Consider the following 24,401-nt stretch of genomic DNA (forward strand, 5'->3'; position numbering starts at 1 on the left):
CTGGATCAATTGCAATTTTCGATTTGCCCTAGTTCACCGCCTCCAACCAGACGGACGGTGCCTGCCCGAGGATGCGTCGAAACATCGTGGAGAACGCCGCCGGGCTGTCATAACCGAAGTCCAGCGCGATACGCGTCACTGCCTCCCCCGCGATCAAACGCGGCAGCGCCACGACTACGCAGGCGCGTTGACGCCACTGGCTAAAGCTCAACCCGGTTTGCTGGCGGAACAACCGATTGAAAGTACGCAAGCTTACGTGCAACTGATCGGCCCATTGTTGCGGCGGTTGATGGGCGTTTGGCTGATGCAGAAAGTTCTGACACAGCAACAGCAGCTTTCCTTCAGAGGGCAGGGGGATATGCAGCGGGATTGGTGCACTGCGCGCCAGTTCATGCAGCAACAACTCGATCAACACGCCATCACGTCCGGACGCGTCGTAGATCAGCGGGACTTCCACCGCTTCCATCAGCAGATGCCGCATCAACGGCGACACACTGATCACCTGACAACGCTGACCCAGATCCACCGCGCCCGGCTCGATGTACAAACTGCGCGTGCTGACCCCGAGCATCAGCACCTCATGCGCCACCCCCGGCGGAATCCACACTGCGCGTTGCGGTGGCACCACCCAGTTGCCGTCGTGGGTGCTGACCTGCATCACCCCGGTCGCGCCATACAGTAATTGCGCGCGCCGATGCGTATGAAGAGGTAACAGGTGACCGTGGGAATAATCCGTACCCAGCGCCACCACCGGGCGCGGCGTGTCATCCAGCGAATTGATCGAAACATTGCGCATCAAGCGACATCCGGCAGTTGGCGTAAACGCGAACATTATTGGCTGAGTTGCTGAAGCAGGCCAAGCTGCGCTTCTCTATCGTCGACCGCTCCTCAACAGCGGACGCCGCACCATGTTCTATCTGATGCTCACACTTTTCGGCTGCCTGACCGGCGTCACCGCCGTGCTCTTCGGCTTCGGCGGCGGCTTCGTGGTCGTGCCGCTGCTGTACCGCATGCTCAGCGCCAGCCACGGCGCCGACGACCCCATCGGCCAATCGACAATGCACATCGCCGTCGCCACCTCAACCTGCGTGATGATCGTCAACGCCCTGATCGCCACCGCCAAACACCGCCGCGCCGGCAACCTCATTCGCCAATACCTGTGGCCCTTGGGCGGCTTCATCGGGGGCGGTGCGGTCGTCGGTGCCATCGCTGCCGTGTGGGTCAGCGGTGAAGTGATTCGCTACGCATTTATCGCCTACCTCGGCGTGACCATTGTCGACTGCTTGCTGCGACGCGGTTTTCTTACACACTCCGAAGGCGTAATCCCACGCCGATTGAACCGCACGGAAACGTCCGGCGGCGGTGTAGGCATCGGCGCCATCGCGACATTCCTCGGCGTAGGAGGAAGCGTCATGACTGTGCCGCTCTTACGACGTTGTGGATTGAGCATGTCCCAGGCGACGTCGATGGCCAATCCGCTGAGCGTGCCGGTGGCGTTGGCCGGGACGGTCACGTACATGGCGCTGGCGGGGTTTAGCGAGTCGGATTTGGGGACGTGGTTTGTGGGATATGTCGATCTGTTGGCGTTTGCGGCGCTAACGGTTGGATCGCTGGTTGGGATTCGATTGGCGACGCCGTGGATCGGACGGATACCGGATCGGGCGCATGCTTGGGTGTACATCGGTTTGCTAATCATCGTATTGCTGGTGATGGCTTTGAAGTAGCGTCTCGATTCCTGCACGCAACCCCGCCATAATCCGCCGCGTATTTTTCAGCACCGGGACCCAAGTCCCGGCGCGACCTCCGCCTCATTCAGGGATCGATCCATGCTCAAGGGACTGTTGCGCCTGGCGCCGTGCGCCGCTGTGTTGTTTTTAATGTTTTCCACTGCTCAGGCTGAAGATACCCGGCACGTATTCACCGGTACATTGGGCAAAATGCCGATAGTGCTGGAAGTCGATACGAGCGATCCGGAGCAGGTCACCGGTCGCTATTTCTATGAAAAATTTCATCGCGATCTGGAACTCAACGGCACGTTGAAAAATGACGTCCTTGAACTCAAGGAAGGCAGCAATCGCTTTGATCCAGACAAGCCACTCGCCACCCTCAACTTGCAGCAGATTGATGGCGGCTGGAGAGGGGAATGGCAAAACCCTAAAGGCAAAAAACTTCCGGTTCAGGTAACCGCTACACCACTTCCCGACTTGCCACCGAACGCGTTGCCCTTCATCGCCACGCTGCCCAAGAGCGAGCCGTATGAGTACTTGCGTCTTCAGGGACTAAAGCTCAAGCCTCTGAAGAAACAGGACTTCATGGGTTTCACCCTGCAATGGTGGCAGGAACCAGATTCGAAGATCTCCATGTTCAGCATTGAATCCGGCATGTCCAAAGATGATATGCAACGGGTCAACCGACAGTTGCTCGGACGCTTGTGGGACGAGACGATCAGTTACTACGGTTGTCAGTTGCGCGGTGGTGAAAACACCGAATTCCTGCAAGACGTCACTCCAACCTTTATATCTCCCGGCGTCATCAGTCTGAACATTTCCACCAGCTACTACTGTGGCGGCGCGCACCCGGACTTCGGTGATTCCCCGCTCAACATCGACGTGAAAACCGGCCATCCGTTGTCGCTCGAAGACGTACTTTGGGTGGGAGAGGGCGAGCCTATTCTGCACGCCGACCGCTACCGAGGCGGTGATCAGCCGTTGAGCGCGGCAGAAGAAGCGGCGCGCTCAAAGTACCAGCGCGAAGTATTTGTCCCGTGGCTGATCAAACAACTCACCGCGCTGTACCCCGATGAAATGAAGAAGCCTGTAGAGGGCGGGGACGACAATTGCGACTTCACCAATGAAGACAACTGGGGGGCTTCCAACTGGCGCTTCACCGAAAAAGGTTTGTACCTGGGAGCTTACTTTGCGCGCATTGAACGCGCCTGCGATTCGCCGGACTGGTCAGTCCTGCCGTACTCCCTGATCAAACAACACCCCGGCGCCGTCAAACTGCAACTGCCCCAGGGCTAACCCTCACGCCAGACCCGGCGCTTCACGAATGATGAAGTGATCCAGGTTCTCGATATTGGCATTGAAGACCTCGAAAGGCTTTTCGGGGTTCTTCTTGCCGGGCACCTGCTTCAACTCCGGCGTCACGCCATAGAAGAAACAGAACAACTCTTTATCACTATCGGCCGCCTGCTTGATCTCTTCCAGAAACGCCTTGCGCTTGCGGTAGTTGTCGATCAGCTTCTTGTTCAGATAAACACTCACCGGATACGGCTTCTTCTTGCTGTCATCCTGCTTCTTGAACCAGACCTTGTCCTCGAAATCGATACGGAAGCTGGCCCCCTCGTGGAAGTCCTCAATCTTCTTGATCCGGCCCCAGTAGATCAGCCCCTTGTTGTCCGTCAAATACTCAATTTTCTTGAAGAACGAACTGTACGGCGCCGTACGCTCGCCAACCTTCAACGGCATGCGCTTGAGCAACTCCTTGTCGGCGAAGTTCGACACAAAACACTCCACCGGATGCGCAAACACACTGGTCTTGTCCGGCGCCGTGTCACGACTGGCTGACTCCTTCGAATCAATCGCCGCCACCCGCTGCGGATCATCGCGCAAAACATCCGCCGCCACCGCCGGAGCCGCAGGCTTGCGCACATACTCACGTCGCGTCAGCAACAACTCCGATGGGAAATGCTCCTCCCGCCCGTCATCCGCCTCGCCATCCGCCGTCTCAACCCCCGACGCCGAAGCCTTCAAACTCACATAAGCACACCCCGCCACATGCTGAGTAGTTGGCAGATTCTTGAAGTGCGGCGTGCGTACGTAATTCACATTCTTGGCATTGAAAGTGCCCAACTCGTTGGACGCATCAAACGCCGAACGACAGGCATCGTTGGGGCACTGGAACTGCTCTTTCGCCGAATCGAACGCCACCGTCTCATCGAAATTCAAATCACGAACATCATAAATCGACAACTTGTCGTCGAGGCTGAGGCAATAGGCGAGATCGAATTTCATGGCAGGGCTCGGGTCCTTGAGTGGGGGGAGGGGTATTAATAGCGGGACATGGCGCGGGTTGCACCGAATGTTTTCAGAATAATGCAAAACCTGTGGGAGCCAGCCTGCTGGCGATTGGCAGCATCAACTCAATCCCAATGCGCAGCAACAAATTCCCTGTGGCGAGGGGATTTATCCCCGCTGGGCTGCGGAGCAGCCCCAGTATTTCGACTCGCAAAAAAATCCGCTGCCTGAAACTCAAACAGCGGACCTACAAACAATCAGCAACCACGTATCAATCGCGAAGCCTTACGCCACCAGGATTCCCGGTGATTGAACGGATCGTCTGCCAGCAAACAGGGCATATCCCGTAACCGAATCCACGGCTCATCCTGCCAATGCAGCGTGCTCAGCGACATCTGCGGCCAGCTCAGCACACTCAACGTCGGACGCTCAGCGGTACGCGAAGGACGGGCATCACGCAGCGCAGGCAAAACCTGATGCGTCAGCCACTCACGAAGCTGTCGATACTCGGGACAGTAGTGATAGACCAGAAGCGCATACGCGCCGGACTCACTCACCATCAAGCGTTCATCGGCTTCGCCATATGTCTCGACAAGCATCATCTGGCGCTGATCAGAATCAAGCTTGCGCAACATGCGCTCATCAAGCCGCTTGCCCATCAGACGCCCCAGCTCATTGGCGCAAAGCCACGCCTGGTTCTCGACCAGAAGTGCATGCAAGTGCGCTTTATTGCGAGTGAACAGGGTGGGTACGTGTGGTTCAGACATGCAGCACCTCCTGAAGCGGAAGTACGTAAGTCGAACGGCGGGTACAGCGATTCACCTTCATCATGAAGGTTTGATATTCAGGCATTTCCATTTACCTCTGGCTGCTTTCTTAGGGCATTCGTTAGGGTGTCGGGAGCTAAGAAACCCACCAGAGACGGGCCGGACATATTCCCCTTTCGGGTCTTGTATTCGCCCACTCCCGACATAACGGGATTTTTCGCAGACGTAGAGAAACCGCAGACGAAAAAAAGCCGCATTACTGTCGGGTGCGGAAGGCCGCTCTGGTTAGGGCGTTTCTTAGGCGCCGGACACCGAACCTAGGGGCTTAATAAGACCAAGTCAACAACCAAAACTTTTCTAAATTTTTCTACCGAGGAATCGAATCCATATTTAAAATCTTTTTTTTGCCCAGATCTGTGCCGACACGTTTTGTATTTTTCAGATTATGGCCTCAGACTTACCGACGTTGCTAAGCATATGTGCTGCAATATCGAAAACATTTGCAACTTCGCGCCTTAGCTCTTCAGTGGAAAGATATCCGAGATCAATCACTTGATTTTTTACTCTAAGTATTTTTGTAGCAGATCGCATAATACCCTCCATTGGAGCTCTGCCCACTTTAGTGGCCATTTCCAACCAACCCTCTGCAACGGCCCGCGCTAGAGAGGAATTACCCCCTATAGATGCTCGCTCGAATATTTGAACCATGGCATCCTCGGTCAGCTGAGTTATAAGCTCCCATCGCAGCGCATGTTCTTGACCTCTGTCCAGAGTCGTTCCCCGCACCCATAGCCGTTGAAACGAGTTGCGAACGCCCCCTGCAAAACGAGCTACACGCTCTTGTTGTTTATCATTGAAGCGCCACATGACAATGTCTGGACCAAGTACTGTTGTCATGAACGCCCACACGTCATCGCGTAAGGCTTCACCTGACTGCAATGGCTCCAACTGTCCCAAGTAAATAGAAGCGTTTTTGTCAAACTGCGCTCTTGCGGCTTGGGAATTTGAGGTTGGAAATCCGGCATCCTGAGCAATTTTTCGCAACTCAGCTGTTATGTTGACAGCAACCGCATCAGCTTTTGTTCCGCCACTCGCGGCACTACTCTTCAACGCAGAATACTCACTTAGACTATCAATTTCTATTCGCGAAGGTCGAGGCTCGATCTTGAGTTTTTCAAGGAGTGTTGCGACTCCATGAGCTTTAAGGCGTGGCAAAAGTGAAACCCGCATCATTCATCCTCTCCGAAATCGGCCGCTGCGAGAATTAAGGCTTTAAATTTACCAGGAGAATAGCTACGCATTTGGCGAATGGCCTCAATATTTAGTCCACGGAAAGAAATTTCCATCCAAACTCTGGCTTGATGACCTATAGATCCTTCTTCGTATTGATCCAGTTCCGCTGCACAATCTACTTCCAGCGCAGCTTCGATGATCTGAGTCATTACATCGGCGACCATCGCCTGAAGAGTCAAAGAATCACCTTCGATGAATCTTTCACAAATAGCTTCAATGTCAGAATTGACATAAAGCCTTACGTTGCCGCTAAAGTCTGCAGCCAGCTGAATTGGATTCCAGTCAACAAGCCAAGGAGCATATTGTTCGGGTCTTGCTTGGAAACTCTCGGAGAAACTGGCAAGTTCAATAGGAAACCTCGAGTCGCCCCCGTCTTCGATCAAAATATGGTGGTGAGTCTCCCAAAGTCGAGCACCACGCTGCTTGGGGGAAAGAGTACCTCCAGAGTCTATTGGTGAGTCGAGCACAATTCTAACGCAGAGAAAAATTTGTCCGGAAAGTGTGCGCCCTGGAATGATTTCTTCTAACGTAACCGAATGGTTGTCGCTGTCAATAAATGCGGCGCCTAGACGATCTACGCGTCGAGGCAAACTCCCTGCACCTGTACCGGCGAGAAGTATTACTCCTAACTTAAGGTTTTTAGGGGCGATCCCTAATTGAGCAGCGGCGCCTGTAAAGTCCAAGTCGACATGAATATTGACTTGAATGTCTTGTTCATAGTCCCAGTTTTCAAGAATGTCGGCGGCCGGGAATAGGGGCTCGCTTGGCGGCCCAATCATCCAGCCGCTAAAGTTTACAAATTCATTGGAAAGCGTGAGAAAAGGTGTGGCTAAGCGGCTCATTTAATTCCCTCCTTCAGAAACCGAAGACGCACTCCTACAGCCGCTTCTGGTGGGCTCAGAACTTTAATTGTTATGGTTCCGCTTTGATTGCCGACGCTAATAATTGGAAAAAGGGTGATCTCCTCATTAGCATCGAACGACATTTCAAGCACCCGCGTTTCAAAACCAGGCGGTAAATCCGATTCGTCTGTGACGCTACCATCAGCTACTAAATGAGGAGTTGCTAACACCTCAAGCTCAGAGTTTTTTCCGTCATTCAGCACGTTTGCTTCAAAGACTGCGCAACGTCGGCGCCTTTCGTCCAATTCAAGTCGAACAAAATTTGGCTGTGATATAGACAGCTCTTGCTTGACAGACGGTGATCGCTGGGACGGTTTCGGCCGCCCCGGACCTTTGCCTGAAGCGGAGTCAAGTAAGCGTCCTAAACGGCTGGCTGTGCTGGCAAGTGAAGGGCCACGGCCCTGACCTATATTCGGCACTGAGAGAATTGGTGTTGCGAAGCTGTTAGCGGCATGTTCAATTCGTTTGAGAGCAACTCGAACATATGTCCTCGCGTTGCGGCTCGGAAGATTATTAGGAATCCAGTCGTCATGTGCAGGTGGCTCAGACATTGCAAAAGCTGACTCCACCTCATCTTCATCGGAACATATGAAAATGCCCGCCCATTCAAACCGCGCATCGGAATACGGGGTTCCTTCTACGTATTTTACGACTAATTCAACAGGCCGCATTAAAGCGATATGACTCGCTTGTCGCGGGAGCGCGGAATCTTCATGGTTAGCGCAGCCCACTCGGTCGGCGCGAAGACCTTTTTTGATAATTAGCCTACCTAGGTCTTTCTTCGGGCGCTCGCTGCTAACAATTTGCACATCATCTGAATCTTCTCGATATGCTTTCATTGCAGATGCGAACAAGTCGAACGGTGGGAAGTTTTCAGGGGCAGGTAGAATAATTTCGCGGCCCTCAACTTCTACCCTTATAGAAAGTTTTTTATCCTGAGGTGTTGAGTCAGTAAGTCTTGGCCAAAAATTCCATAGAATAGTTTCTTGGATGTAATGATCTATTGGTCTTAATTCTTCTTCCTCTATGTAGGGGTCTATTATCAGAATGGAGGTGCCTGGACTCCTAAAGTCCCTGTCTGGCATTCCTAACGAAGCTGCCAGTTCAGCGGCGCCCAGCCCTGTGAGAGGATCAATGCCACCCTCCCCATCATTTATTCCCCACCAATGTCTACCTGTAAATCTCTTGCGCTTTTTATCTATTGCAGTTGCATTGAACGCTGACCCGAGATGACACCCCATGAATCTACGGACAGGTTCACCGTCCCAGGTTGTTTGACTATCAACGAGAATTGTCGAGCAAACGCTCATCGCATAAAGCGATGTCTTCCCATAACCGTAAGTACCCCCTCCGTGATAGGTATCGCGGGCAACACCGACGTTACGGAGAAAGTTTACGAAGTTGAGAGGCTCTACTCCATCCGATGCAACATCTCCTGAGGTGGGGCCTGCGAGCCCCGAGGAACGGAAGTCACATATTTCGAGCACTTTTAGACCGATTTTTCCAATCGAGCCCGAAATAGCATTTCGTGTAGAGTCGCCCAAAGGAAGCTCGCCCAGCGCAAACTCCCGCAGCGCGCTGCACTGCTGGATTGTAAGAGTGCGAAATCGAATAACCATTGACGGGCCGTGCTCTGGCATAGCCGCGTCAATGCTGTTCTGGATGGACTCGCGAAGGACAGTCTGCAGAAGGTCTTGAGCGGGGCAGCCAAGCAGTCGTTTAAAACCATCTGCTGCTATGTTTCCGGTTTTTGCGAACGGTTCGCTAAATAGCTCGAGTCGTGTCAACCTGCGATCCTCCTAAAGGCGAGTGTGAGCTCTTCAGCCGTAAGCTCAAAGGATTTCGCATGGCTCAGATCGACCTGATACTCCAGTGCGGAAACGCCAGCGGGCAATATAGCTCCCGCAAAGCTGGAACCGATGATTCTTGGGAATCCTTCAGTGACTTCGTAGACTGTTAATTCGCCGAATGTGAAGGAGTGATTGTTCCATTCATATCCATATGGATCCGAGCATCCCACAGCACTTAACCCCTTATCGAGTGTTTCTCTGTTAACCCCAACTTTAAGTAAAGAATCATAGATCATGCCTACTGAAAGTTCGCCACCCTTGACACATTCAAGGCGCATATGAGCAAGGTGGAGCGTACCTCCGACAGGAGCAGCCAGTTGATCGACACCAGTTACGTATATCCGAGTTGCATCAGATCGACGAGATGTTTTCACTTCCAGTGCGTGGTTGCCCTGTCGAAAATCATGCCGGAGTTGAAATGGACCAGTCCATGTTTCGGATGCAGCATGATTATGAGACACCAAGCGCCGCATAATCTCCAGTTCGCCAACTAAACCGAGAATTACGTTTTCCGAAATTTCTTCACGAGGCTTTCCTTTTAATAATTCTCGGAATTCATCGATAGATGCGGACACAGCTTTTGTCGGAGAAAAACCCTCCGATATTCGTCGAAGGATGTCTTCAACAATCTCAGAAAATACCATGTCGAGGGCCCGATCTAAGCACATGATATCTAGGAATAACGTGTTTTTATTGGAGATTTTATAACTTGAGGTCGTTACTAGGAGTTTGGAAGTTGATGTTAATGCTCTCACCCCACTCCGTACCCCAACAGGTACCAAGAGACGAAGTTCTCCTTGAGCACCAATTGCGTAGCGTGCCGTACCGAAGCCTGTTTCTATACCCGTATCAATACTAGGTACCTCGATCACTCCATCTCCGGATTCGGTCGTCTTTAAGCGGCACCAACGTTCCATCGCACGTTTACTCATCGATGGCCTCGTGCAGTGCTTCTGACAACAACTCCTCTTCTGATCCAGTATCTTCCGGAACAGGGGCGTCCAGTTCGACCGAGAAATAGTCGCCAGCTTGATCAGGAGCCCCCGGGAAAACGATACCAATTCCTATCAGATCACCAACGGCATCCAGATCCTTGCGAGACGAAGACTGCGCTTCGGATGTGCCATCAATCACATACAATAAGAGCAGTGGAACGGGCGGGCGCCCAAGCTTGATTTCGGCCCAACTACCATTTTTTCCAACCGCGTCGGAATCAGTCGCATCAATTAAAATGTCGTTCTTCGACATTAGTGCTTTGATGTCTGCATATCCTCTTTCATTATCTTTCAGCTGAGAACGGCAGGCGGTGTTCACCAACCCAAGTGCTCCAAGCGTTTTTTCGGATATCTTGGGCCCTGTAGGCGTGATAATACCGATATTCCAGCTTTGTAGGCTATCTGATTTCTGATCTATGTAACCTAAAAGAAGGTCTTTTTTAAGATCCATGTGATGTTCGCAAATATCATAAGTCAATAGAAATCTACGAACTTCTCGAAGGGGGACGTTTTGGGAAAGATGGCGCTTGCCACCATTTAAAGTTTGGAGTGAGTATTTTTCCGTGAGTTTATCCACGAATTGCTCGGCAGCGCTCCAATTATCATTAACCTTGGTGGTGCTTCTGTGGTCAAACCGAATTGTCTGTATATGCCGGCCTTCGAAGCTGATATTGCTGCGATAAGCATGACGCATTTTGGACGCTGCCGTGATTGCCATTCCAGGAATAGCGCGCACCCGTACCGCGAATTCTGTCGGTGTGACACTATGTTTTCGATAGTTGTTGATGTCGTCCCTTATTTCCTCTTCAATGCGCGATAGTGCTCGAAAGTTTGACGCTAGTTCTGCTGTCGTCCAGAGTCGAGGCAGGTCTTCGTAGCCCTTTCTGTATCCAAACCACCGCCCCATCTGAAGTAAAGTATCATATTGCATCGAAGTGCGAAGGAAGAATGAAACGGACAAACCTTCTAGAGTAAGACCTCGCGCCAGTACCGTGCCGCCGACTACGATATAGGTCTTTGGTTCTTGGGTGTAATCAAGGCGCTCAAAGCTTTCACCGTTTTCAATGGCGAATTCGAGTGCTTCGAGGGTGCTGTTGATGTGGGGGCGCAATTCTGCCAGAGAATAGATGTCGTCGTGCTCCAGCGGGACTTGGGCGGTCTCTTCCTCTAGCACTCTTGCAATTTTTTTCTGGAGCTCGCCAAAGTTTGAAGTTAATTCGGTTAGGTTTGATTCGATCCATTGTTTTATAAGCTTCGCCATTCGTTCGTGTTGGATAATGTAAGGCGAAGTATGAACTAGCATTGTCATATGCTGGTCTTGTTGGTTGCGCGCTCTACGGATTGCACAACTGAGCAAGAACCATATAACTGCGTGCTCCAAGTCGTCGGTCATCTCTGGTTGGAACAAGTCTTTTTCACTGATACGGATAGGGCGTAATAGATTAAGTCTCTCCTCCGGTACGTGACGGATCATATTCCTACCCGCTTCTTCAGGAGATTCCGGACCGTCAGGGTCGGCCGGAGCGTATCCAAATACTTCTCGCGCTCCGAAATAGCCTTCGGTGCGAGGAAGAGTAGTTATAAAATCCTCTGGATACAGGTCATCCAAATCATGTTGGTTCAAGGGGTATGGGTCGATAAAAACATTCGCAAATGGCGTTGCTGTATAACCGACATAAGATACCGCTGGAAGTGCTCTTATGATTTTGCGTATCTCGGCGTTGATCTTCGTCATGTCGTAATCGTTGTTAGACGAGTTGACCGATGCCTGATCACATTCATCATCAATCAAAAGAACTTTTAATTGACGAAGAATGGCTAAGGGGGTTTTCGGTTTTCCTTTGTCGTCCACAATCGTTTTGCGGAAGGTTTCTAGTCGCGAAGTGATTTTTTTCATAACCACAAGCTGTGCACGTCCTTGGACAGGCATAGTGAATGACCCATTCTTCGGATACGTGTAGTCGCCATCATTTTGTTCAGTGGTGTAAAGTTGCCAGAAATGGCGATGGCGATTGACTATGTCGTGTTCGATACGCCTTTGAGTTTGAGCTCGCAGTTTATTAGTCACTCCACCCAGTAGCACGATGAGGTTATAACCAGCGTCTACAGCTTTAGCGATTACTGCTGTCATGTTTGCGGTCTTGCCGGACTGGACATAACCTACCACAAGACCGCGATGGCGAAAGCCTTCGCTATTGGGGTTTGCAAGCAGCGACACAACTTCCGAGGAGCTTTCATCAATCGAATTGATGGTGTCCTTGTCCCATCCCTTACTATTGGCGAGGTATCCCTTTAGCGCTGGCCAATGAACGTCCTTTGATCCCGGCCCTTTGTACCAAGGATCCCTTTTCTTGATTAATGAACTGCGTCGTAGGATCTCGACGTCTTCCAGCGAAGCGATGACATGCCCTAGAGCTAATGACAGATTCTGATCCATCTCAGGAGTAAACGAGACACCAATACTCGTAAAATCTCTCTTTAAAGCCACAGCTGCCTTCTCGGGGGAGTCATGAGTGGGAAGCTTCTCGCGTATCTGGCGGGCGAAGGTATCAATCTGCGGGTTTGTCATCGACGCAATCCTTTACTTGCTATCCATGGGGATCCATGTGGCCGGTTTCGCCAACAGAGCTTCATCGAGCACACGAAGCTTCTACTTTGGGTGGTGTCACTTTGCCATTTTCTGTCTTGTTCTCACAGCGCATTTTGAGTCAGGCCATTCTATTTTTTTCATTTATAGCGGTTGGGCAGTACATCGCGCATGGCTGAGCATCTATCAATTGTCAGCTATGAGTGCCTTGGGTAGGAAAATCGGGCCAGGTGAGACATTTTTGATTACAATCCGGCACGGCTTCCAGAAGCCAGTTCATTTCCGTTTCTGGACCGCGAATGCCACACTCCCAAAGCTCAAAGACACGCCATCCCTGTTGAATCAGCTCGGTTTTATTCCTAAGGTCTCGTTTCACGTTCTGGTCAAACTTTAATTGCCAGAATTCTTCGCGAGTTCGAGGGGTTGTGGCATACCTACAACCGAGGTGTCTGTGCCAGAAGCAACCATGAATAAAAATGCAGAGATTGTAGCGGTTGAGCACTATATCTGGCCGACCGGGAAGCTTCCGAGAATGCAGGCGATACCTGAAGCCATTGCGATGCAAAAGCTTTCGAACCTTCATTTCGGGAGATGTATTGCTGCTGCGAATGCCGGACATCATCCGAGACCTGACTTCTTTACTGACTATGTCCATGAATGAGCCCCAGATGAATTTGCCGTTAGGCCGAGATACCGCTATCGAGTGTGACACCAAGCTTTCGAAGCCAATTCAGATTGTCGATCTCTTTGCAGGTCCTGGAGGCTTGGGCGAGGGCTTTGCTTCCTCGGGAGGCGGATCCAGATTTGAGATTTTAGTCTCTGCGGAAATGAATCCAATTGCCCGCGAAACGCTCAAGTTGAGAGCTTTTTACAGGCTGCTTAAGCACCAGAATCCTGAGCAGTTAACCGATTACTATAATTTTTGTAATGGCCTGAGTCAGAAGCCGTATAGCGATCTGAGTGAGCCTCAGTGGCGGCAAGCGGATGAAGAGGCTAGGTGCATCACGCTGGGATCTAGGGAAGGCGACGCAGAGCTTGATGCGATTCTCGAAGAGAAACTTGAAGATCGGCCTTGGATTCTGATTGGCGGGCCCCCATGCCAAGCCTATTCAATTGTTGGTCGATCGCGTAATCAGGGAAAGGCGGATTACAGCGCTGAAAATGATCATCGCCATTTTCTATACAAGGAATATCTGCGAATCATCAAGGAGAGAAAACCAGCTATCTTCGTAATGGAGAACGTGAAAGGAATTCTCTCTTCAAAGATTGATGGCGAAAGTATTTTTACGCAGATTCTAAAGGATCTCACCGATCCAAATAAGGCTCTTGGTGATCCCTCATTAGGCAAAAAATATCGCATCTATTCTCTTGTTACTGATCAATCCTATGGTCCCGGTGAAGACGTAAGTAAGGTGGATCCTCGCGGCTTTATTATCAGGTCAGAGGAGTATGGAATACCTCAGGCGAGACATCGGGTGATCCTGTTGGGAATTGCTCTGGATGAGCACGGGAGTCTTGAGCAATATGATCGCTTAGAGAAGGCGATTGAGCGAGTAAATACAAAACAAATTCTCGGTGACTTGCCAGAATTGCGCAGTCGCTTGACTAAGCAGGCAGATAGTGGCGAAGCTTGGTACAAGGAAGTCGCAGATCATCTGGATGGACTTGCCTCGGAAGTTAGCAGTAATGTTGATCCGAAACTCAGCTCAGAGATGAAAATTGCCCGTAAATCTCTTCTTTCCTCTTCTCTTGACGTCGGAGCGCTTCGTGTTTCCCGTCGCAAAGGCGATGGGGGAACGAGAGATGAAAATTTAGATCGTTGGTATCGAGATGACATGCTGCACTACTGGTTAAACCACGATGCTCGCGGTCACATGCCATCCGATCTACGTAGGTACATGTTTGCCAGTATTTATGCCAAGGCTTACGGCACTTCCCCGAAAGGTCATCTGCAATTTAGTCTCTCAGGTCTTGCACCTGCTCATAAAAATTGGGAGAGCGGAAAGTTTAGTGATCGCTTTAGGGTTCAAGTCGAGCATCTACCTGCAACAACTATTACGAGCCATATTTCGAAGGACGGTCACTACTTTATTCATTACGATCCGAAGCAATGTCGTAGCTTGACGGTCAGAGAAGCGGCTCGACTCCAAACTTTTCCGGATAACTATTTTTTTCAAGGGAATCGGACTCACCAATTTCATCAAGTCGGCAATGCTGTTCCGCCTTTGCTAGCGAATAAAATAGCTTCGGTCGTCTTTAAAATTATACATAAAAAGTTGCAGTTGGATGAGTAAGCTGATCTGCTGATAACGATGGTCTAGTTTGCTGGAAGTAGTCAGATTCAAGAGCTCTCTGCACATCCAGTGCTTGGTTTTTAGGGCGAGCCACGCACTGGATAAGCGAAAGGGTGTTGGAGTTGGCAACGTTCTGTGGAGTAAAGAGCTGTCACTAGTATGTGTACCACGATTGATATTTCTCAGACGTGACCGCCTCTCCGGCTCCTTTCTCAAGCTGATTGCATTCTTTGCAAAGAAGTTGGATGTTGGATATATCATTAAGTCCGTGTCCAGCTAGCGGTACTATGTGGTCATAATTTTCTTTGTTTTCTAAATTTACTTGGCCGGATAAGTCCTTGTCACATAGTACACATCGGCCTCTATCTCGAAAAAAAACTGCTCTTCGTACCCATTCCGGTATCGCTGCGCGTTTCAATATACCGGGTCGAGTAAATAGATGTTTAATTTCGCTCGGTGTCTCTGATGTGGTTTCGATGTCAAGAGCATTTGCCATCAATATATTGAAGGTTTTCATGAGGTCGCGATTCTGAAATAAAATATGAAAAACCTCCTTGGAAATGTGCTCGATTAACTCGTGAAAAACACCTGTCTCGCGCAGTTCATGGATGAATTCATACACGTCATCTATGTTGCACTCGGTAAACTCTTTATTTTGCTTGTCTAGAAAATCTTCGAAATTTTGATGCGGCATATTGTGGTGTTCGAGTGCTAACTCTATTGGTAGAGTAGCCGGTCTCAGGAGTTTAAAAGCAATAGGTATGTCCTGGTAGTCTTCATACATTTTCTGCTTGTTTGCTAAGGCGGCCTCACTCGACTGATCGTAATAGATGTCATGAACAATAAATTCTACAAACTCATGAAAGACTGAGTATTTGTTGAATGTGCTAAGTCTGTAATAAATCCGCCCGTCTCCGTAAAATTCATTCAATACCCCAAGGTGGTTCTCTGAGTGATAGAGGATGCTTTTTATAACATTGCAGAAATAGTATGTGTCATAAAATTTAGCCTCAAGCATATTCACTCTTTGTCTTTGTCTTTGTCTTGGTATCAGGTGTGGTTGGGTCGGGTTGTTTTTATTGTGCTTGTTCTTTTTCAATAAAAAAAGCCCCGATTAGATCGGGGCTTTTTTCTTTTCGACTTGTTGATTCGAGCAGCAATCGTCAAATCGTGCCGAGCGAGACCATTAATCCCAGCTAAGCGCACCACCAGTTTGGTATTCGATCACGCGAGTCTCAAAGAAATTCTTCTCTTTCTTCAAGTCCATAATCTCGCTCATCCAAGGGAACGGATTCGTAGTCCCTGGATATTCCTCTTTCAACCCAATCTGCGACAAACGACGGTTTGCGATGAACTTCAGATAGTCCTCCATCATCGCCGCATTCATCCCCAACACCCCACGAGGCATGGTGTCGCGGGCGTATTCGATCTCCAGCTGCGTACCCTGCAGAATCATCTGCGAGGCTTCTTCCTTCATTTCGGCGTCCCACAAGTGTGGGTTTTCGATTTTGATCTGGTTGATCACGTCGATGCCGAAGTTCAGGTGCATGGATTCGTCGCGCAGGATGTATTGGAACTGCTCGGCGACGCCGGTCATTTTGTTGCGGCGGCCCATGGAGAGGATTTGGGTGAAGCCGCAGTAGAAGAAGATGCCTTCCAGTACGCAGTAGTAAGCGATCAGGTTGCGCAGCAGCTCTTTGTCGGTTTCGACGGTGCCGGTTTCGAACTTCGGATCGGAGATCGAGCGGGTGTATTTCAGGCCCCAGGTGGCTTTTTTCGCGACCGATGGGATCTCGTGGTACATGTTGAAGATTTCGCCTTCATCCATGGCCAGCGATTCGATGCAGTACTGGTAGGCGTGGGTGTGGATCGCCTCTTCGAAGGCCTGGCGCAGGATGTACTGGCGGCATTCCGGGTTGGTGATCAGGCGGTACACGGCCAGTACCAGGTTGTTGGCAACCAGGGAGTCGGCGGTGGAGAAGAAGCCGAGGTTGCGCATGACGATGCGGCGCTCGTCGTCGGTCAGGCCTTCCGGGTCTTTCCAGAGGGCGATGTCGGCGGTCATGTTGACCTCTTGCGGCATCCAGTGGTTTGCGCAACCGTCCAGATACTTCTGCCAGGCCCAGTCGTACTTGAATGGCACGAGTTGGTTGAGGTCGGCGCGGCAGTTGATCATGCGCTTTTCGTCAACGGCGACACGGGCGGAGGCGCCTTCGAGTTCAGCCAGACCTTCGGCGATGTCGAGGTTGTCCAGAGCAGCCTTGGCACGGGCAATCGCGGCCGAGTCGGAGGCGGTCACGGCACGCGCTTCGAGGGCGGCGACGCCACCGGCGGTGTCGAGGCGGTCCATGTTGGCTTCAGTCGCGTGGCCGGCGTTGGCGCCTTTTACAACCACTTCGCCAGTGTCTTCTTTGTCGAATTCGTCCCAGCTCAGCATGACGTGTCGTCTCCTGCGTGAGGGCCAGATGCCCGTGTGAAAACTGAAAGGTTGGTTTTTCACACGGCCGTACTGGCCGCATTGGATCTAAAGGAATCGTTTTTTGCAGCAGCTATACGCAGGCATCAAACAGAATTTTGTACGGGGTTCCGAGAGCCTCTGATGGGCGCAGGCAACGCTGAACGCTGCTGCGGGGCTTCAGACTGGCTTTTCATCCCTGTAAGGGGATATTGCAGGCCCGCTATAGGGCGGCATTATAGGGAAAAAATTCGGGCCGTGGTGGGGCGAATCCGCGCATGGAGTGCTTGGGAGAGGAGGTTTTTCGGTCGGAGCGAGGGTTTATGGGGCTTTGCCGGGGAAAGATTTTTTTTCGTAAAAATTTCGCGAATGTGGATTTGTTCAAAATTCGAACAAAAAATCGCGTTTTTCACTACATCTAGTGTTTTGCAAGCCTTTTTAGCGCCATCAGACACAACTGAGCCCGACCGAAGTCGGGCTGGAATCGCCGCTCAATCGTACGTTGAATGATCCGATTCGGTGCAGTCTCGATCAACCATTGGAGCAGCCGTTGCCCATGACGCTGTAGCGCAGGATGTGGCGCTGGCCTTTGGAGTCGTCGTATTCCATTTTCATTGGAACAACTTCGCAGACATTCGGGATTTCGCTCATGGAGATAACTTTGGCGACATCCAGGTGGGTCGAGTAATTGTATTCCTCGATGGCCGGTTTTTGCTGTGCGACATCAGTCGGGACCTCGTCTGCCATGGCGGTTGCGCACAGGCTGCTGAGGGCCAGAACCAATAAAGCTTTCATTTAAAATTTACCTTTTTGAGGTCGAAAGGGGTCACGCAACCTTTATGGGGTTGCGTGTGGAACTTCATCGTTTGCGTTTATTACTTGAGATGGATTAACGGCCTTCGTGGGGGCTGTAACGTTGTTAATCACGGTGCCTTGTTGGCGAGGTGGATTTTAGAGAGGCAGGGGCGAGGTAAACAGAGCGGGTTTTGATAAACACCTTTGACAGTTTTCGTAACAATCCCCGCACGACCGGTTTGGGAGGCGCAGGGCTTGTTACTACCATCGTCGAATGGTTCTATGGCCCCGGCCCGGCTACAACAGGGTCATACAAAAACAACTATTACACCGAGGTAGGAAAGATGAGTGCGGCTTCCCTGTATCCCGTTCGTCCCGAGGTTCTGGCCAATACGCTGACCGACGAGGCGACCTACAAGGCCATGTACCAGCAGTCGGTCGTCAACCCTGACGGCTTCTGGCGCGAGCAAGCCAAGCGTCTTGACTGGATCAAGCCTTTCACCACGGTGAAGCAGACTTCGTTCGACGATCACCATGTCGACATCAAGTGGTTCGCCGACGGCACCCTGAACGTTTCCTACAACTGCCTCGACCGTCATCTGGCCGAGCGCGGCGACCAAGTCGCAATCATCTGGGAAGGCGACGACCCGGCCGAGAGCCGCAATATCACCTACCGCGAATTGCACGAACAAGTCTGCAAACTGGCCAACGCCTTGCGTGGTCAGGATGTGCATCGCGGCGACGTGGTGACCATTTACATGCCGATGATTCCCGAAGCCGTGGTCGCCATGCTGGCCTGCACCCGGATCGGCGCGATTCACTCGGTAGTGTTCGGCGGGTTCTCGCCGGAAGCGCTGGCCGGTCGCATCATCGACTGCAAATCCAAAGTGGTGATCACCGCTGACGAAGGCATCCGCGCCGGCAAGAAGATCCCGCTCAAGGCCAACGTCGACGACGCGCTGACCAACCCGGAAACCAGCAGCATCCAGAAAGTCATCGTGTGCAAACGCACCGGTGGCGACATCAAGTGGAACCAGCATCGCGATATCTGGTACGAAGACCTGATGAAAGTGGCCGGCACCGTGTGCGCGCCGAAAGAGATGGGCGCTGAAGAAGCGCTGTTCATCCTTTATACCTCCGGTTCGACCGGCAAGCCGAAGGGCGTGCAGCACACCACCGGCGGTTACTTGCTGTACGCGGCGATGACCCACGAGCGTGTGTTCGATTACCGTCCGGGCGAAGTCTACTGGTGCACCGCCGACGTCGGCTGGGTCACTGGCCACAGCTACATCGTCTACGGCCCGCTGGCCAATGGCGCGACTACGCTGCTGTTCGAAGGCGTGCCGAACTACCCGGACATCACTCGGGTGGCGAAGATCATCGACAAGCACAAGGTCAACATCCTCTACACCGCGCCGACCGCGATCCGCGCGATGATGGCTGCCGGCCAAGCCGCTGTTGAAGGCGCCGATGGCAGCAGCCTGCGTCTGCTCGGGTCGGTCGGCGAGCCGATCAACCCGGAAGCTTGGGACTGGTATTACAAGAACGTCGGCAAATCGCGTTGCCCGATTGTTGATACCTGGTGGCAGACCGAAACTGGCGGCAACATGATGAGCCCGCTGCCGGGCGCGCATGCGCTGAAACCGGGTTCGGCGGCACGTCCGTTCTTCGGCGTGGTACCGGCGCTGGTCGACAACCTTGGCAACATTATCGAAGGCGAGGCCGAGGGCAATCTGGTGATTCTCGATTCGTGGCCGGGCCAGGCGCGCACGCTGTATGGCGATCATGATCGCTTCGTCGATACCTACTTCAAGACTTTCCGTGGCATGTATTTCACCGGTGACGGCGCGCGTCGTGACGCCGATGGTTATTACTGGATCACCGGGCGTGTGGACGACGTGCTCAACGTGTCCGGCCACCGCATGGGGACGGCCGAGATCGAAAGCGCGATGGTGGCGCACCCGAAAGTCGCTGAGGCTGCGGTGGTTGGTGTGCCGCATGACATCAAAGGGCAGGGCATTTATGTGTATGTCACGTTGATTGGTGGCGAGGAGCCGAGCGAGCAACTGCGTCTGGAATTGAAAAACTGGGTGCGCAAAGAGATCGGGCCGATTGCTTCGCCGGACGTGATCCAGTGGGCGCCGGGGCTGCCGAAAACCCGTTCGGGCAAGATCATGCGCCGGATTCTGCGCAAGATTGCTACGGCGGAATATGACGGGTTGGGGGATATCTCGACTCTGGCCGATCCGGGTGTGGTGCAGCATTTGATTGATACGCACAAGACCATGAATGTTGCGTAAGCGCAGGGTCTGAACTGCTGAAAGCCCTGTTCGGTGTATGCCGGGCGGGGCTTTTTTGTATCTGGGTTTTTGTGTGGGCTGAGCCGGCCCCATCGCTGGCAAGCCAGCTCCCACAGGATCTATGTGTTCTCGAATATCTCCGGCATTCCCCAAATTTTGTGAGTTGTCGAATTATCCGGCACACCACAAAACCCTGTGGGAGCTGGCTTGCCAGCGATAGCAATCTGTCAGACACCGCAGCAGCCGGCTGTCAGAACCGATAACCCCCCAGCCAATAATTATCGGTTTCCCCTGTAAGCCATTTCCCGCTGTTACCCGGCATCCTTCAAGTAACCGAATGTGTAACCGCCCGCCCCGCGACGGGGCAATGGGAAACGTATCGCCCCATTCCAGAGCCTCAAAACACCCGGTGAAAAATAAGACATAACCCCGCGCTTGCCGGATTAGAAGGGTTTGCGAATAATAGGCCCGCAATTTGCAGCATAGATCGGTTTAATGTCTTTTGCTCCTGCATGAAATTGCAGGGCTGTCAATGAGCTCGAGCGGGTTTCTTGGTGCATCTGTAATTAGTTGTCGCATTGAAGAAATATCGGCTTCGGGCCTGTCGTTAGAATGCCGATCACTCGCTCATCGTGGCTCGTGTTGAAATCGCTTCAGATTTCAATGGGAAATTTCCCACAGATGCAGCCACCGATTTTCAGTACCACCCATTGCATATTGGGCTGTCGCTCACTCTGCCGTTTTTGCCCTTTACCGATGGAGTTCCAAGATGAAGAAACTTGTGCTGCTTGGCGCCCTGGCACTGTCCGTGCTGTCCCTGCCGACTTTCGCCGACGAAAAACCTGTAAAGATCGGTATTGAAGCGGCTTACCCTCCGTTCGCGTCCAAAGCACCGGACGGCAGCATCGTCGGTTTCGACTACGACATCGGCAACGCCATCTGCGAAGAGATGAAAGTGAAGTGCGTGTGGGTCGAGCAAGAGTTCGACGGTCTGATCCCGGCACTCAAAGTGCGCAAGATCGACGCGATCCTGTCGTCGATGTCGATCACCGAAGACCGCAAGAAGTCCGTCGACTTCACCAACAAGTACTACAACACCCCGGCCCGCCTCGTCATGAAGGAAGGCACTCAGGTCAGCGAAGGTCTGGCTGAACTGAAAGGCAAGAACATCGGCGTGCAGCGTGGTTCGATCCACGAGCGTTTCGCCCGCGAAGTCCTGGCCCCACTGGGTGCCGAGATCAAGCCGTACGGTTCGCAGAACGAAATCTACCTCGACGTGGCCGCTGGTCGTCTCGACGGCACCGTGGCTGACGCTACGCTGTTGAATGACGGCTTCCTGAAAACCGATTCCGGCAAAGGCTTCGCCTTCGTTGGTCCGGCGTTCACCGACGTCAAATACTTCGGCGACGGCGTAGGCATCGCGGTACGCAAGGGCGACGCCCTGAAAGAAAAGATCAACACGGCCATCGCGGCTCTGCGCGAAAACGGCAAGTACAAAGCAATCCAGGACAAGTACTTCGACTTCGATATTTACGGCAAGTAAACACGTCGCAGCGACAAGTCAGAAATGGCGCAAGCAACAGGATCTCTGCGGTTTGCGCCATTTTTTCATCCCAACTTTCGAGGACCTGAATCATGTTGAAAGGCTACGGGGCTGTCATCCTCGATGGCGCATGGCTGACGCTTCAGCTCGCCTTGTCGTCCATGGCTCTGGCCATCGTTCTCGGGCTGATCGGTGTCGCATTGCGCCTGTCGCCGGTGCGCTGGCTGGCGTGGCTGGGCGATCTGTATTCCACGGTGATCCGCGGGATTCCCGATCTGGTGCTGATCCTGCTGATCTTCTACGGCGGTCAGGATTTGCTCAACCGTGTGGCGCCGATGCTCGGTTATGACGACTACATCGACCTGAATCCGCTGGCGGCCGGTATCGGCACCCTCGGTTTCATCTTCGGTGCGTACTTGTCCGAGACCTTCCGTGGCGCGTTCATGGCGATTCCCAAAGGTCAGGCCGAAGCCGGCATGGCGTACGGCATGAGCAGTTTTCAGGTGTTTTTCCGGGTGCTGGTGCCGCAGATGATTCGTCTGGCGATTCCGGGCTTCACCAACAACTGGCTGGTACTGACCAAGGCCACCGCGCTGATTTCGGTGGTCGGTCTGCAAGACATGATGTTCAAGGCCAAGCAGGCGGCAGATGCCACTCGCGAGCCTTTCACCTTCTTCCTCGCAGTGGCGGCCATGTACCTGGTGATCACCAGTGTTTCGTTGCTGATTCTGCGTCAACTTGAGAAGCGCTACTCGGTAGGCGTAAGGGCGGCTGATCTATGATCTTCGACTACAACGTCATCTGGGAGGCTCTGCCGCTGTACTTCGGCGGTTTGTTGACCACCCTCAAATTGCTCGCGCTGTCGCTGTTTTTCGGTCTGCTGGCGGCACTGCCGCTGGGGCTGATGCGCGTATCGAAGAATGCCGCCGTGAACATGTCGGCCTGGCTCTTCACCTACGTGATTCGTGGCACGCCGATGCTGGTGCAGCTGTTTTTGATCTACTACGGTCTGGCCCAGTTCGAAGCGGTGCGTGAAAGCTTCCTCTGGCCGTGGCTGTCCAGCGCAACGTTCTGTGCGTGCCTGGCGTTCGCGATCAACACCAGCGCCTACACCGCTGAAATCATCGCCGGTAGCCTGAAAGCCACGCCGAACGGCGAGATCGAAGCCGCCAAGGCCATGGGCATGTCGCGCTACAAGATGTATAAGCGCATCCTGCTGCCGTCGGCCCTGCGCCGGGCCCTGCCGCAGTACAGCAACGAAGTGATCATGATGCTGCAGACCACCAGTCTGGCGTCCATCGTGACCCTGATCGACATCACCGGCGCGGCGCGTACGGTCAACGCGCAGTTCTATTTGCCGTTCGAGGCGTACATCACCGCTGGCGTGTTCTACCTGTGCCTGACGTTCATTCTGGTGCGCCTGTTCAAGTTGGCCGAGCGTCGCTGGCTGAGCTACCTGGCCCCGAGGAAGCACTGATATGGAACGCATCGACCACGTTTTGCCGTGGAGTCATCTGGGCAGCGAGCGCAAGATTTCGGTATTCCGCTTCGGCAAGGGCGAGCGCAAGGCCTATATTCAGGCCAGCCTGCACGCTGACGAATTACCCGGCATGCGTACTGCCTGGGAGCTGAAAAAGCGCCTCGGCGAACTCGAAGCCAAAGGCTTGCTCAACGGTGTCATCGAGTTGGTCCCGGTGGCCAACCCGATCGGCCTGAACCAGTTGCTGCAAGGCAATCACCAAGGGCGTTTCGAGGCCGGCAGCAGCAAGAATTTCAACCGTGACTTCGTCGAGCTCAGCGCGCCTGTCGCTGCTGCGCTGGAAGGGCGTCTGGGGGATGATCCGCACGCCAACATCCGTCTGATCCGTCAGGCCATGAGCGATCACCTCGCTGCATTGCCGGACGCGAGCAGCCAGTTGCAAGGCATGCAGCGAATCTTGCTCAGCCACGCGGCGACCGCTGATGTGGTGCTCGATCTGCATTGCGACTGTGAAGCCGCGCTGCACATGTACGCCTTGCCGCAGCACTGGCCGCAGTGGCGCTCGCTGGCCGCGCATCTGGATGTGAAGGTCGGTTTGCTCGCTGAAGACTCTGGCGGCAGTTCGTTCGATGAAGCCTGTTCGCTGCCGTGGTTGCGTTTGTCGCGGCTGTTCCCGGACGCGCAGATTCCGTTGGCGTGCCTGGCGACTACCATCGAACTGGGCGGTCAGGCCGATACTCGCCGCGATCAGGCTGAGTCGTGGGCTGAAGGCATTCTGGCGTTCCTCGCCGAGCAGGGCCTGATCACCGGTGAGTGGCCGCAAGCGGCGCACGAGCCTTGCGAAGGCATGCCGTTCGAAGGCACCGAAATGCTCTTCCCGCCGCATCCGGGCGTAGTGAGTTTTCTGCGTCAACCGGGTGAGTGGGTTGAGGCCGGTGACGAGATTTTTGAAGTGATCGATCCGCTGTCGGATCGGGTCAGCACGGTGTGTGCTGGTACCTCTGGAGTGCTGTTTGCCATTGAACGGCTGCGCTACGCCCAATCCGGTTTCTGGCTGGCCAAAGTAGCGGGGCGCGATGCGCTGCGCGACGGCCCTTTGCTCAACGACTGACTGCTTTTGT

At 52.9% G+C, this 24,401-nt stretch carries 20 protein-coding genes; 8 read left to right on the forward strand and 12 right to left on the reverse strand.

The features are described from left to right. Nucleotides 1-28: 28 nt before the first annotated feature. A complete protein-coding gene (locus ACP7EE_RS05735; RefSeq protein ID WP_426233879.1) occupies nt 29-796 on the reverse strand; it encodes an AraC family transcriptional regulator in 768 nt (255 codons plus the stop codon). A 112-nt stretch (nt 797-908) separates the two neighbouring features. On the opposite strand from ACP7EE_RS05735, the gene ACP7EE_RS05740 reads away from it, so the two are divergent. Continuing rightward, nucleotides 909-1,724, forward strand: coding sequence for a sulfite exporter TauE/SafE family protein (locus ACP7EE_RS05740; RefSeq protein WP_426233880.1), 816 nt, complete (start codon nt 909-911; stop codon nt 1,722-1,724). 102 nt (nt 1,725-1,826) lie between these two features. Next, on the forward strand, nt 1,827-3,023 hold the full coding sequence (locus ACP7EE_RS05745; RefSeq protein WP_426233881.1) for a hypothetical protein: 1,197 nt from the start codon (nt 1,827-1,829) through the stop codon (nt 3,021-3,023). 3 nt (nt 3,024-3,026) lie between these two features. Here the strand turns inward: ACP7EE_RS05745 and ACP7EE_RS05750 are convergent, their stop codons facing one another. The 8 genes from ACP7EE_RS05750 to ACP7EE_RS05785 form a co-directional block, all read right to left on the reverse strand. Next, nucleotides 3,027-4,016 (reverse strand): hypothetical protein, encoded by a 990-nt coding sequence (locus ACP7EE_RS05750; RefSeq protein WP_426233882.1) that lies wholly within the window; start codon nt 4,014-4,016, stop codon nt 3,027-3,029. 260 nt (nt 4,017-4,276) lie between these two features. Further along, nucleotides 4,277-4,786 carry a BRO-N domain-containing protein gene (locus tag ACP7EE_RS05755; protein ID WP_426233883.1) on the reverse strand — a complete coding sequence of 170 codons (510 nt, stop codon included), beginning with the start codon at nt 4,784-4,786 and terminating at the stop codon, nt 4,277-4,279. Nucleotides 4,787-5,224: 438 nt separating this feature from the next. Next, a complete protein-coding gene (locus ACP7EE_RS05760) occupies nt 5,225-6,019 on the reverse strand; it encodes a DUF6339 family protein (protein WP_426233884.1) in 795 nt (264 codons plus the stop codon). Beyond that, a complete protein-coding gene (locus ACP7EE_RS05765; protein WP_426233885.1) occupies nt 6,016-6,921 on the reverse strand; it encodes a hypothetical protein in 906 nt (301 codons plus the stop codon). Before ACP7EE_RS05765 ends, ACP7EE_RS05760 begins: the two co-directional genes overlap by 4 nt. Further along, nucleotides 6,918-8,768 carry a hypothetical protein gene (locus ACP7EE_RS05770; protein ID WP_426233886.1) on the reverse strand — a complete coding sequence of 617 codons (1,851 nt, stop codon included), beginning with the start codon at nt 8,766-8,768 and terminating at the stop codon, nt 6,918-6,920. Before ACP7EE_RS05770 ends, ACP7EE_RS05765 begins: the two co-directional genes overlap by 4 nt. Then, complete coding sequence (locus tag ACP7EE_RS05775; protein WP_426233887.1) at nt 8,765-9,763, reverse strand: PD-(D/E)XK motif protein; 999 nt, start codon at nt 9,761-9,763, stop codon at nt 8,765-8,767. Before ACP7EE_RS05775 ends, ACP7EE_RS05770 begins: the two co-directional genes overlap by 4 nt. Beyond that, on the reverse strand, nt 9,756-12,395 hold the full coding sequence (locus tag ACP7EE_RS05780) for a Z1 domain-containing protein (protein WP_426233888.1): 2,640 nt from the start codon (nt 12,393-12,395) through the stop codon (nt 9,756-9,758). The genes ACP7EE_RS05775 and ACP7EE_RS05780 overlap by 8 nt, the downstream gene beginning before the upstream one ends. Before the next feature lie 211 nt (nt 12,396-12,606). Beyond that, nucleotides 12,607-13,068 carry a very short patch repair endonuclease gene (locus ACP7EE_RS05785; protein ID WP_426233889.1) on the reverse strand — a complete coding sequence of 154 codons (462 nt, stop codon included), beginning with the start codon at nt 13,066-13,068 and terminating at the stop codon, nt 12,607-12,609. A 13-nt stretch (nt 13,069-13,081) separates the two neighbouring features. On the opposite strand from ACP7EE_RS05785, the gene ACP7EE_RS05790 reads away from it, so the two are divergent. Next, complete coding sequence (locus tag ACP7EE_RS05790) at nt 13,082-14,707, forward strand: DNA cytosine methyltransferase (protein WP_426233890.1); 1,626 nt, start codon at nt 13,082-13,084, stop codon at nt 14,705-14,707. 154 nt (nt 14,708-14,861) lie between these two features. Here the strand turns inward: ACP7EE_RS05790 and ACP7EE_RS05795 are convergent, their stop codons facing one another. The 3 genes from ACP7EE_RS05795 to ACP7EE_RS05805 form a co-directional block, all read right to left on the reverse strand. Further along, nucleotides 14,862-15,725: an HNH endonuclease gene (locus tag ACP7EE_RS05795; protein WP_426233891.1), complete on the reverse strand. Its 864-nt coding sequence runs from the start codon at nt 15,723-15,725 to the stop codon at nt 14,862-14,864. A gap of 168 nt (nt 15,726-15,893) precedes the next feature. After that, entirely contained in the window at nt 15,894-17,144 is a 1,251-nt protein-coding gene (locus tag ACP7EE_RS05800; protein ID WP_420646401.1) for a ribonucleotide-diphosphate reductase subunit beta, read from the reverse strand. A 549-nt stretch (nt 17,145-17,693) separates the two neighbouring features. Continuing rightward, nucleotides 17,694-17,957, reverse strand: coding sequence for a DUF2790 domain-containing protein (locus ACP7EE_RS05805; RefSeq protein ID WP_426233892.1), 264 nt, complete (start codon nt 17,955-17,957; stop codon nt 17,694-17,696). A 344-nt stretch (nt 17,958-18,301) separates the two neighbouring features. Here ACP7EE_RS05805 and acs point away from each other — a divergent pair, with 344 nt between their 5' ends. From acs to ACP7EE_RS05830, 5 genes are all read left to right on the forward strand, one after another. Continuing rightward, a complete protein-coding gene (acs, locus tag ACP7EE_RS05810; RefSeq protein ID WP_420646403.1) occupies nt 18,302-20,257 on the forward strand; it encodes an acetate--CoA ligase in 1,956 nt (651 codons plus the stop codon). Between the two features lie 769 nt (nt 20,258-21,026). Continuing rightward, complete coding sequence (locus tag ACP7EE_RS05815; RefSeq protein WP_426233893.1) at nt 21,027-21,800, forward strand: ABC transporter substrate-binding protein; 774 nt, start codon at nt 21,027-21,029, stop codon at nt 21,798-21,800. A 92-nt stretch (nt 21,801-21,892) separates the two neighbouring features. Beyond that, on the forward strand, nt 21,893-22,582 hold the full coding sequence (locus ACP7EE_RS05820; protein WP_045057456.1) for an ABC transporter permease: 690 nt from the start codon (nt 21,893-21,895) through the stop codon (nt 22,580-22,582). Then, nucleotides 22,579-23,277 (forward strand): ABC transporter permease, encoded by a 699-nt coding sequence (locus ACP7EE_RS05825; RefSeq protein ID WP_420646405.1) that lies wholly within the window; start codon nt 22,579-22,581, stop codon nt 23,275-23,277. The genes ACP7EE_RS05820 and ACP7EE_RS05825 overlap by 4 nt, the downstream gene beginning before the upstream one ends. Before the next feature lies 1 nt (nt 23,278). Further along, nucleotides 23,279-24,391, forward strand: a complete 1,113-nt coding sequence (locus ACP7EE_RS05830; protein WP_426233894.1) for a succinylglutamate desuccinylase/aspartoacylase family protein — start codon at nt 23,279-23,281, stop codon at nt 24,389-24,391. Nucleotides 24,392-24,401: the final 10 nt, after the last annotated feature.

This window comes from Pseudomonas sp. TWP3-2, assembly GCF_049897765.1.
In the GTDB taxonomy this organism is placed as follows: domain Bacteria; phylum Pseudomonadota; class Gammaproteobacteria; order Pseudomonadales; family Pseudomonadaceae; genus Aquipseudomonas.

Excerpts from the sequence above, each read along its gene's own strand:
- ACP7EE_RS05735 (WP_426233879.1), bottom strand. The coding sequence starts at position 796 with ATGCGCAATGTTTCGATCAATTCGCTGGATGACACGCCGCGCCCGGTG.
- ACP7EE_RS05740 (WP_426233880.1), top strand. The coding sequence starts at position 909 with ATGTTCTATCTGATGCTCACACTTTTCGGCTGCCTGACCGGCGTCACC.
- ACP7EE_RS05745 (WP_426233881.1), top strand. The coding sequence starts at position 1,827 with ATGCTCAAGGGACTGTTGCGCCTGGCGCCGTGCGCCGCTGTGTTGTTT.
- ACP7EE_RS05750 (WP_426233882.1), bottom strand. The coding sequence starts at position 4,016 with ATGAAATTCGATCTCGCCTATTGCCTCAGCCTCGACGACAAGTTGTCG.
- ACP7EE_RS05755 (WP_426233883.1), bottom strand. The coding sequence starts at position 4,786 with ATGTCTGAACCACACGTACCCACCCTGTTCACTCGCAATAAAGCGCAC.
- ACP7EE_RS05760 (WP_426233884.1), bottom strand. The coding sequence starts at position 6,019 with ATGATGCGGGTTTCACTTTTGCCACGCCTTAAAGCTCATGGAGTCGCA.
- ACP7EE_RS05765 (WP_426233885.1), bottom strand. The coding sequence starts at position 6,921 with ATGAGCCGCTTAGCCACACCTTTTCTCACGCTTTCCAATGAATTTGTA.
- ACP7EE_RS05775 (WP_426233887.1), bottom strand. The coding sequence starts at position 9,763 with ATGAGTAAACGTGCGATGGAACGTTGGTGCCGCTTAAAGACGACCGAA.
- ACP7EE_RS05780 (WP_426233888.1), bottom strand. The coding sequence starts at position 12,395 with ATGACAAACCCGCAGATTGATACCTTCGCCCGCCAGATACGCGAGAAG.
- ACP7EE_RS05785 (WP_426233889.1), bottom strand. The coding sequence starts at position 13,068 with ATGGACATAGTCAGTAAAGAAGTCAGGTCTCGGATGATGTCCGGCATT.
- ACP7EE_RS05790 (WP_426233890.1), top strand. The coding sequence starts at position 13,082 with ATGAATTTGCCGTTAGGCCGAGATACCGCTATCGAGTGTGACACCAAG.
- ACP7EE_RS05795 (WP_426233891.1), bottom strand. The coding sequence starts at position 15,725 with ATGCTTGAGGCTAAATTTTATGACACATACTATTTCTGCAATGTTATA.
- ACP7EE_RS05800 (WP_420646401.1), bottom strand. The coding sequence starts at position 17,144 with ATGCTGAGCTGGGACGAATTCGACAAAGAAGACACTGGCGAAGTGGTT.
- ACP7EE_RS05805 (WP_426233892.1), bottom strand. The coding sequence starts at position 17,957 with ATGAAAGCTTTATTGGTTCTGGCCCTCAGCAGCCTGTGCGCAACCGCC.
- acs (WP_420646403.1), top strand. The coding sequence starts at position 18,302 with ATGAGTGCGGCTTCCCTGTATCCCGTTCGTCCCGAGGTTCTGGCCAAT.
- ACP7EE_RS05815 (WP_426233893.1), top strand. The coding sequence starts at position 21,027 with ATGAAGAAACTTGTGCTGCTTGGCGCCCTGGCACTGTCCGTGCTGTCC.
- ACP7EE_RS05820 (WP_045057456.1), top strand. The coding sequence starts at position 21,893 with ATGTTGAAAGGCTACGGGGCTGTCATCCTCGATGGCGCATGGCTGACG.
- ACP7EE_RS05825 (WP_420646405.1), top strand. The coding sequence starts at position 22,579 with ATGATCTTCGACTACAACGTCATCTGGGAGGCTCTGCCGCTGTACTTC.
- ACP7EE_RS05830 (WP_426233894.1), top strand. The coding sequence starts at position 23,279 with ATGGAACGCATCGACCACGTTTTGCCGTGGAGTCATCTGGGCAGCGAG.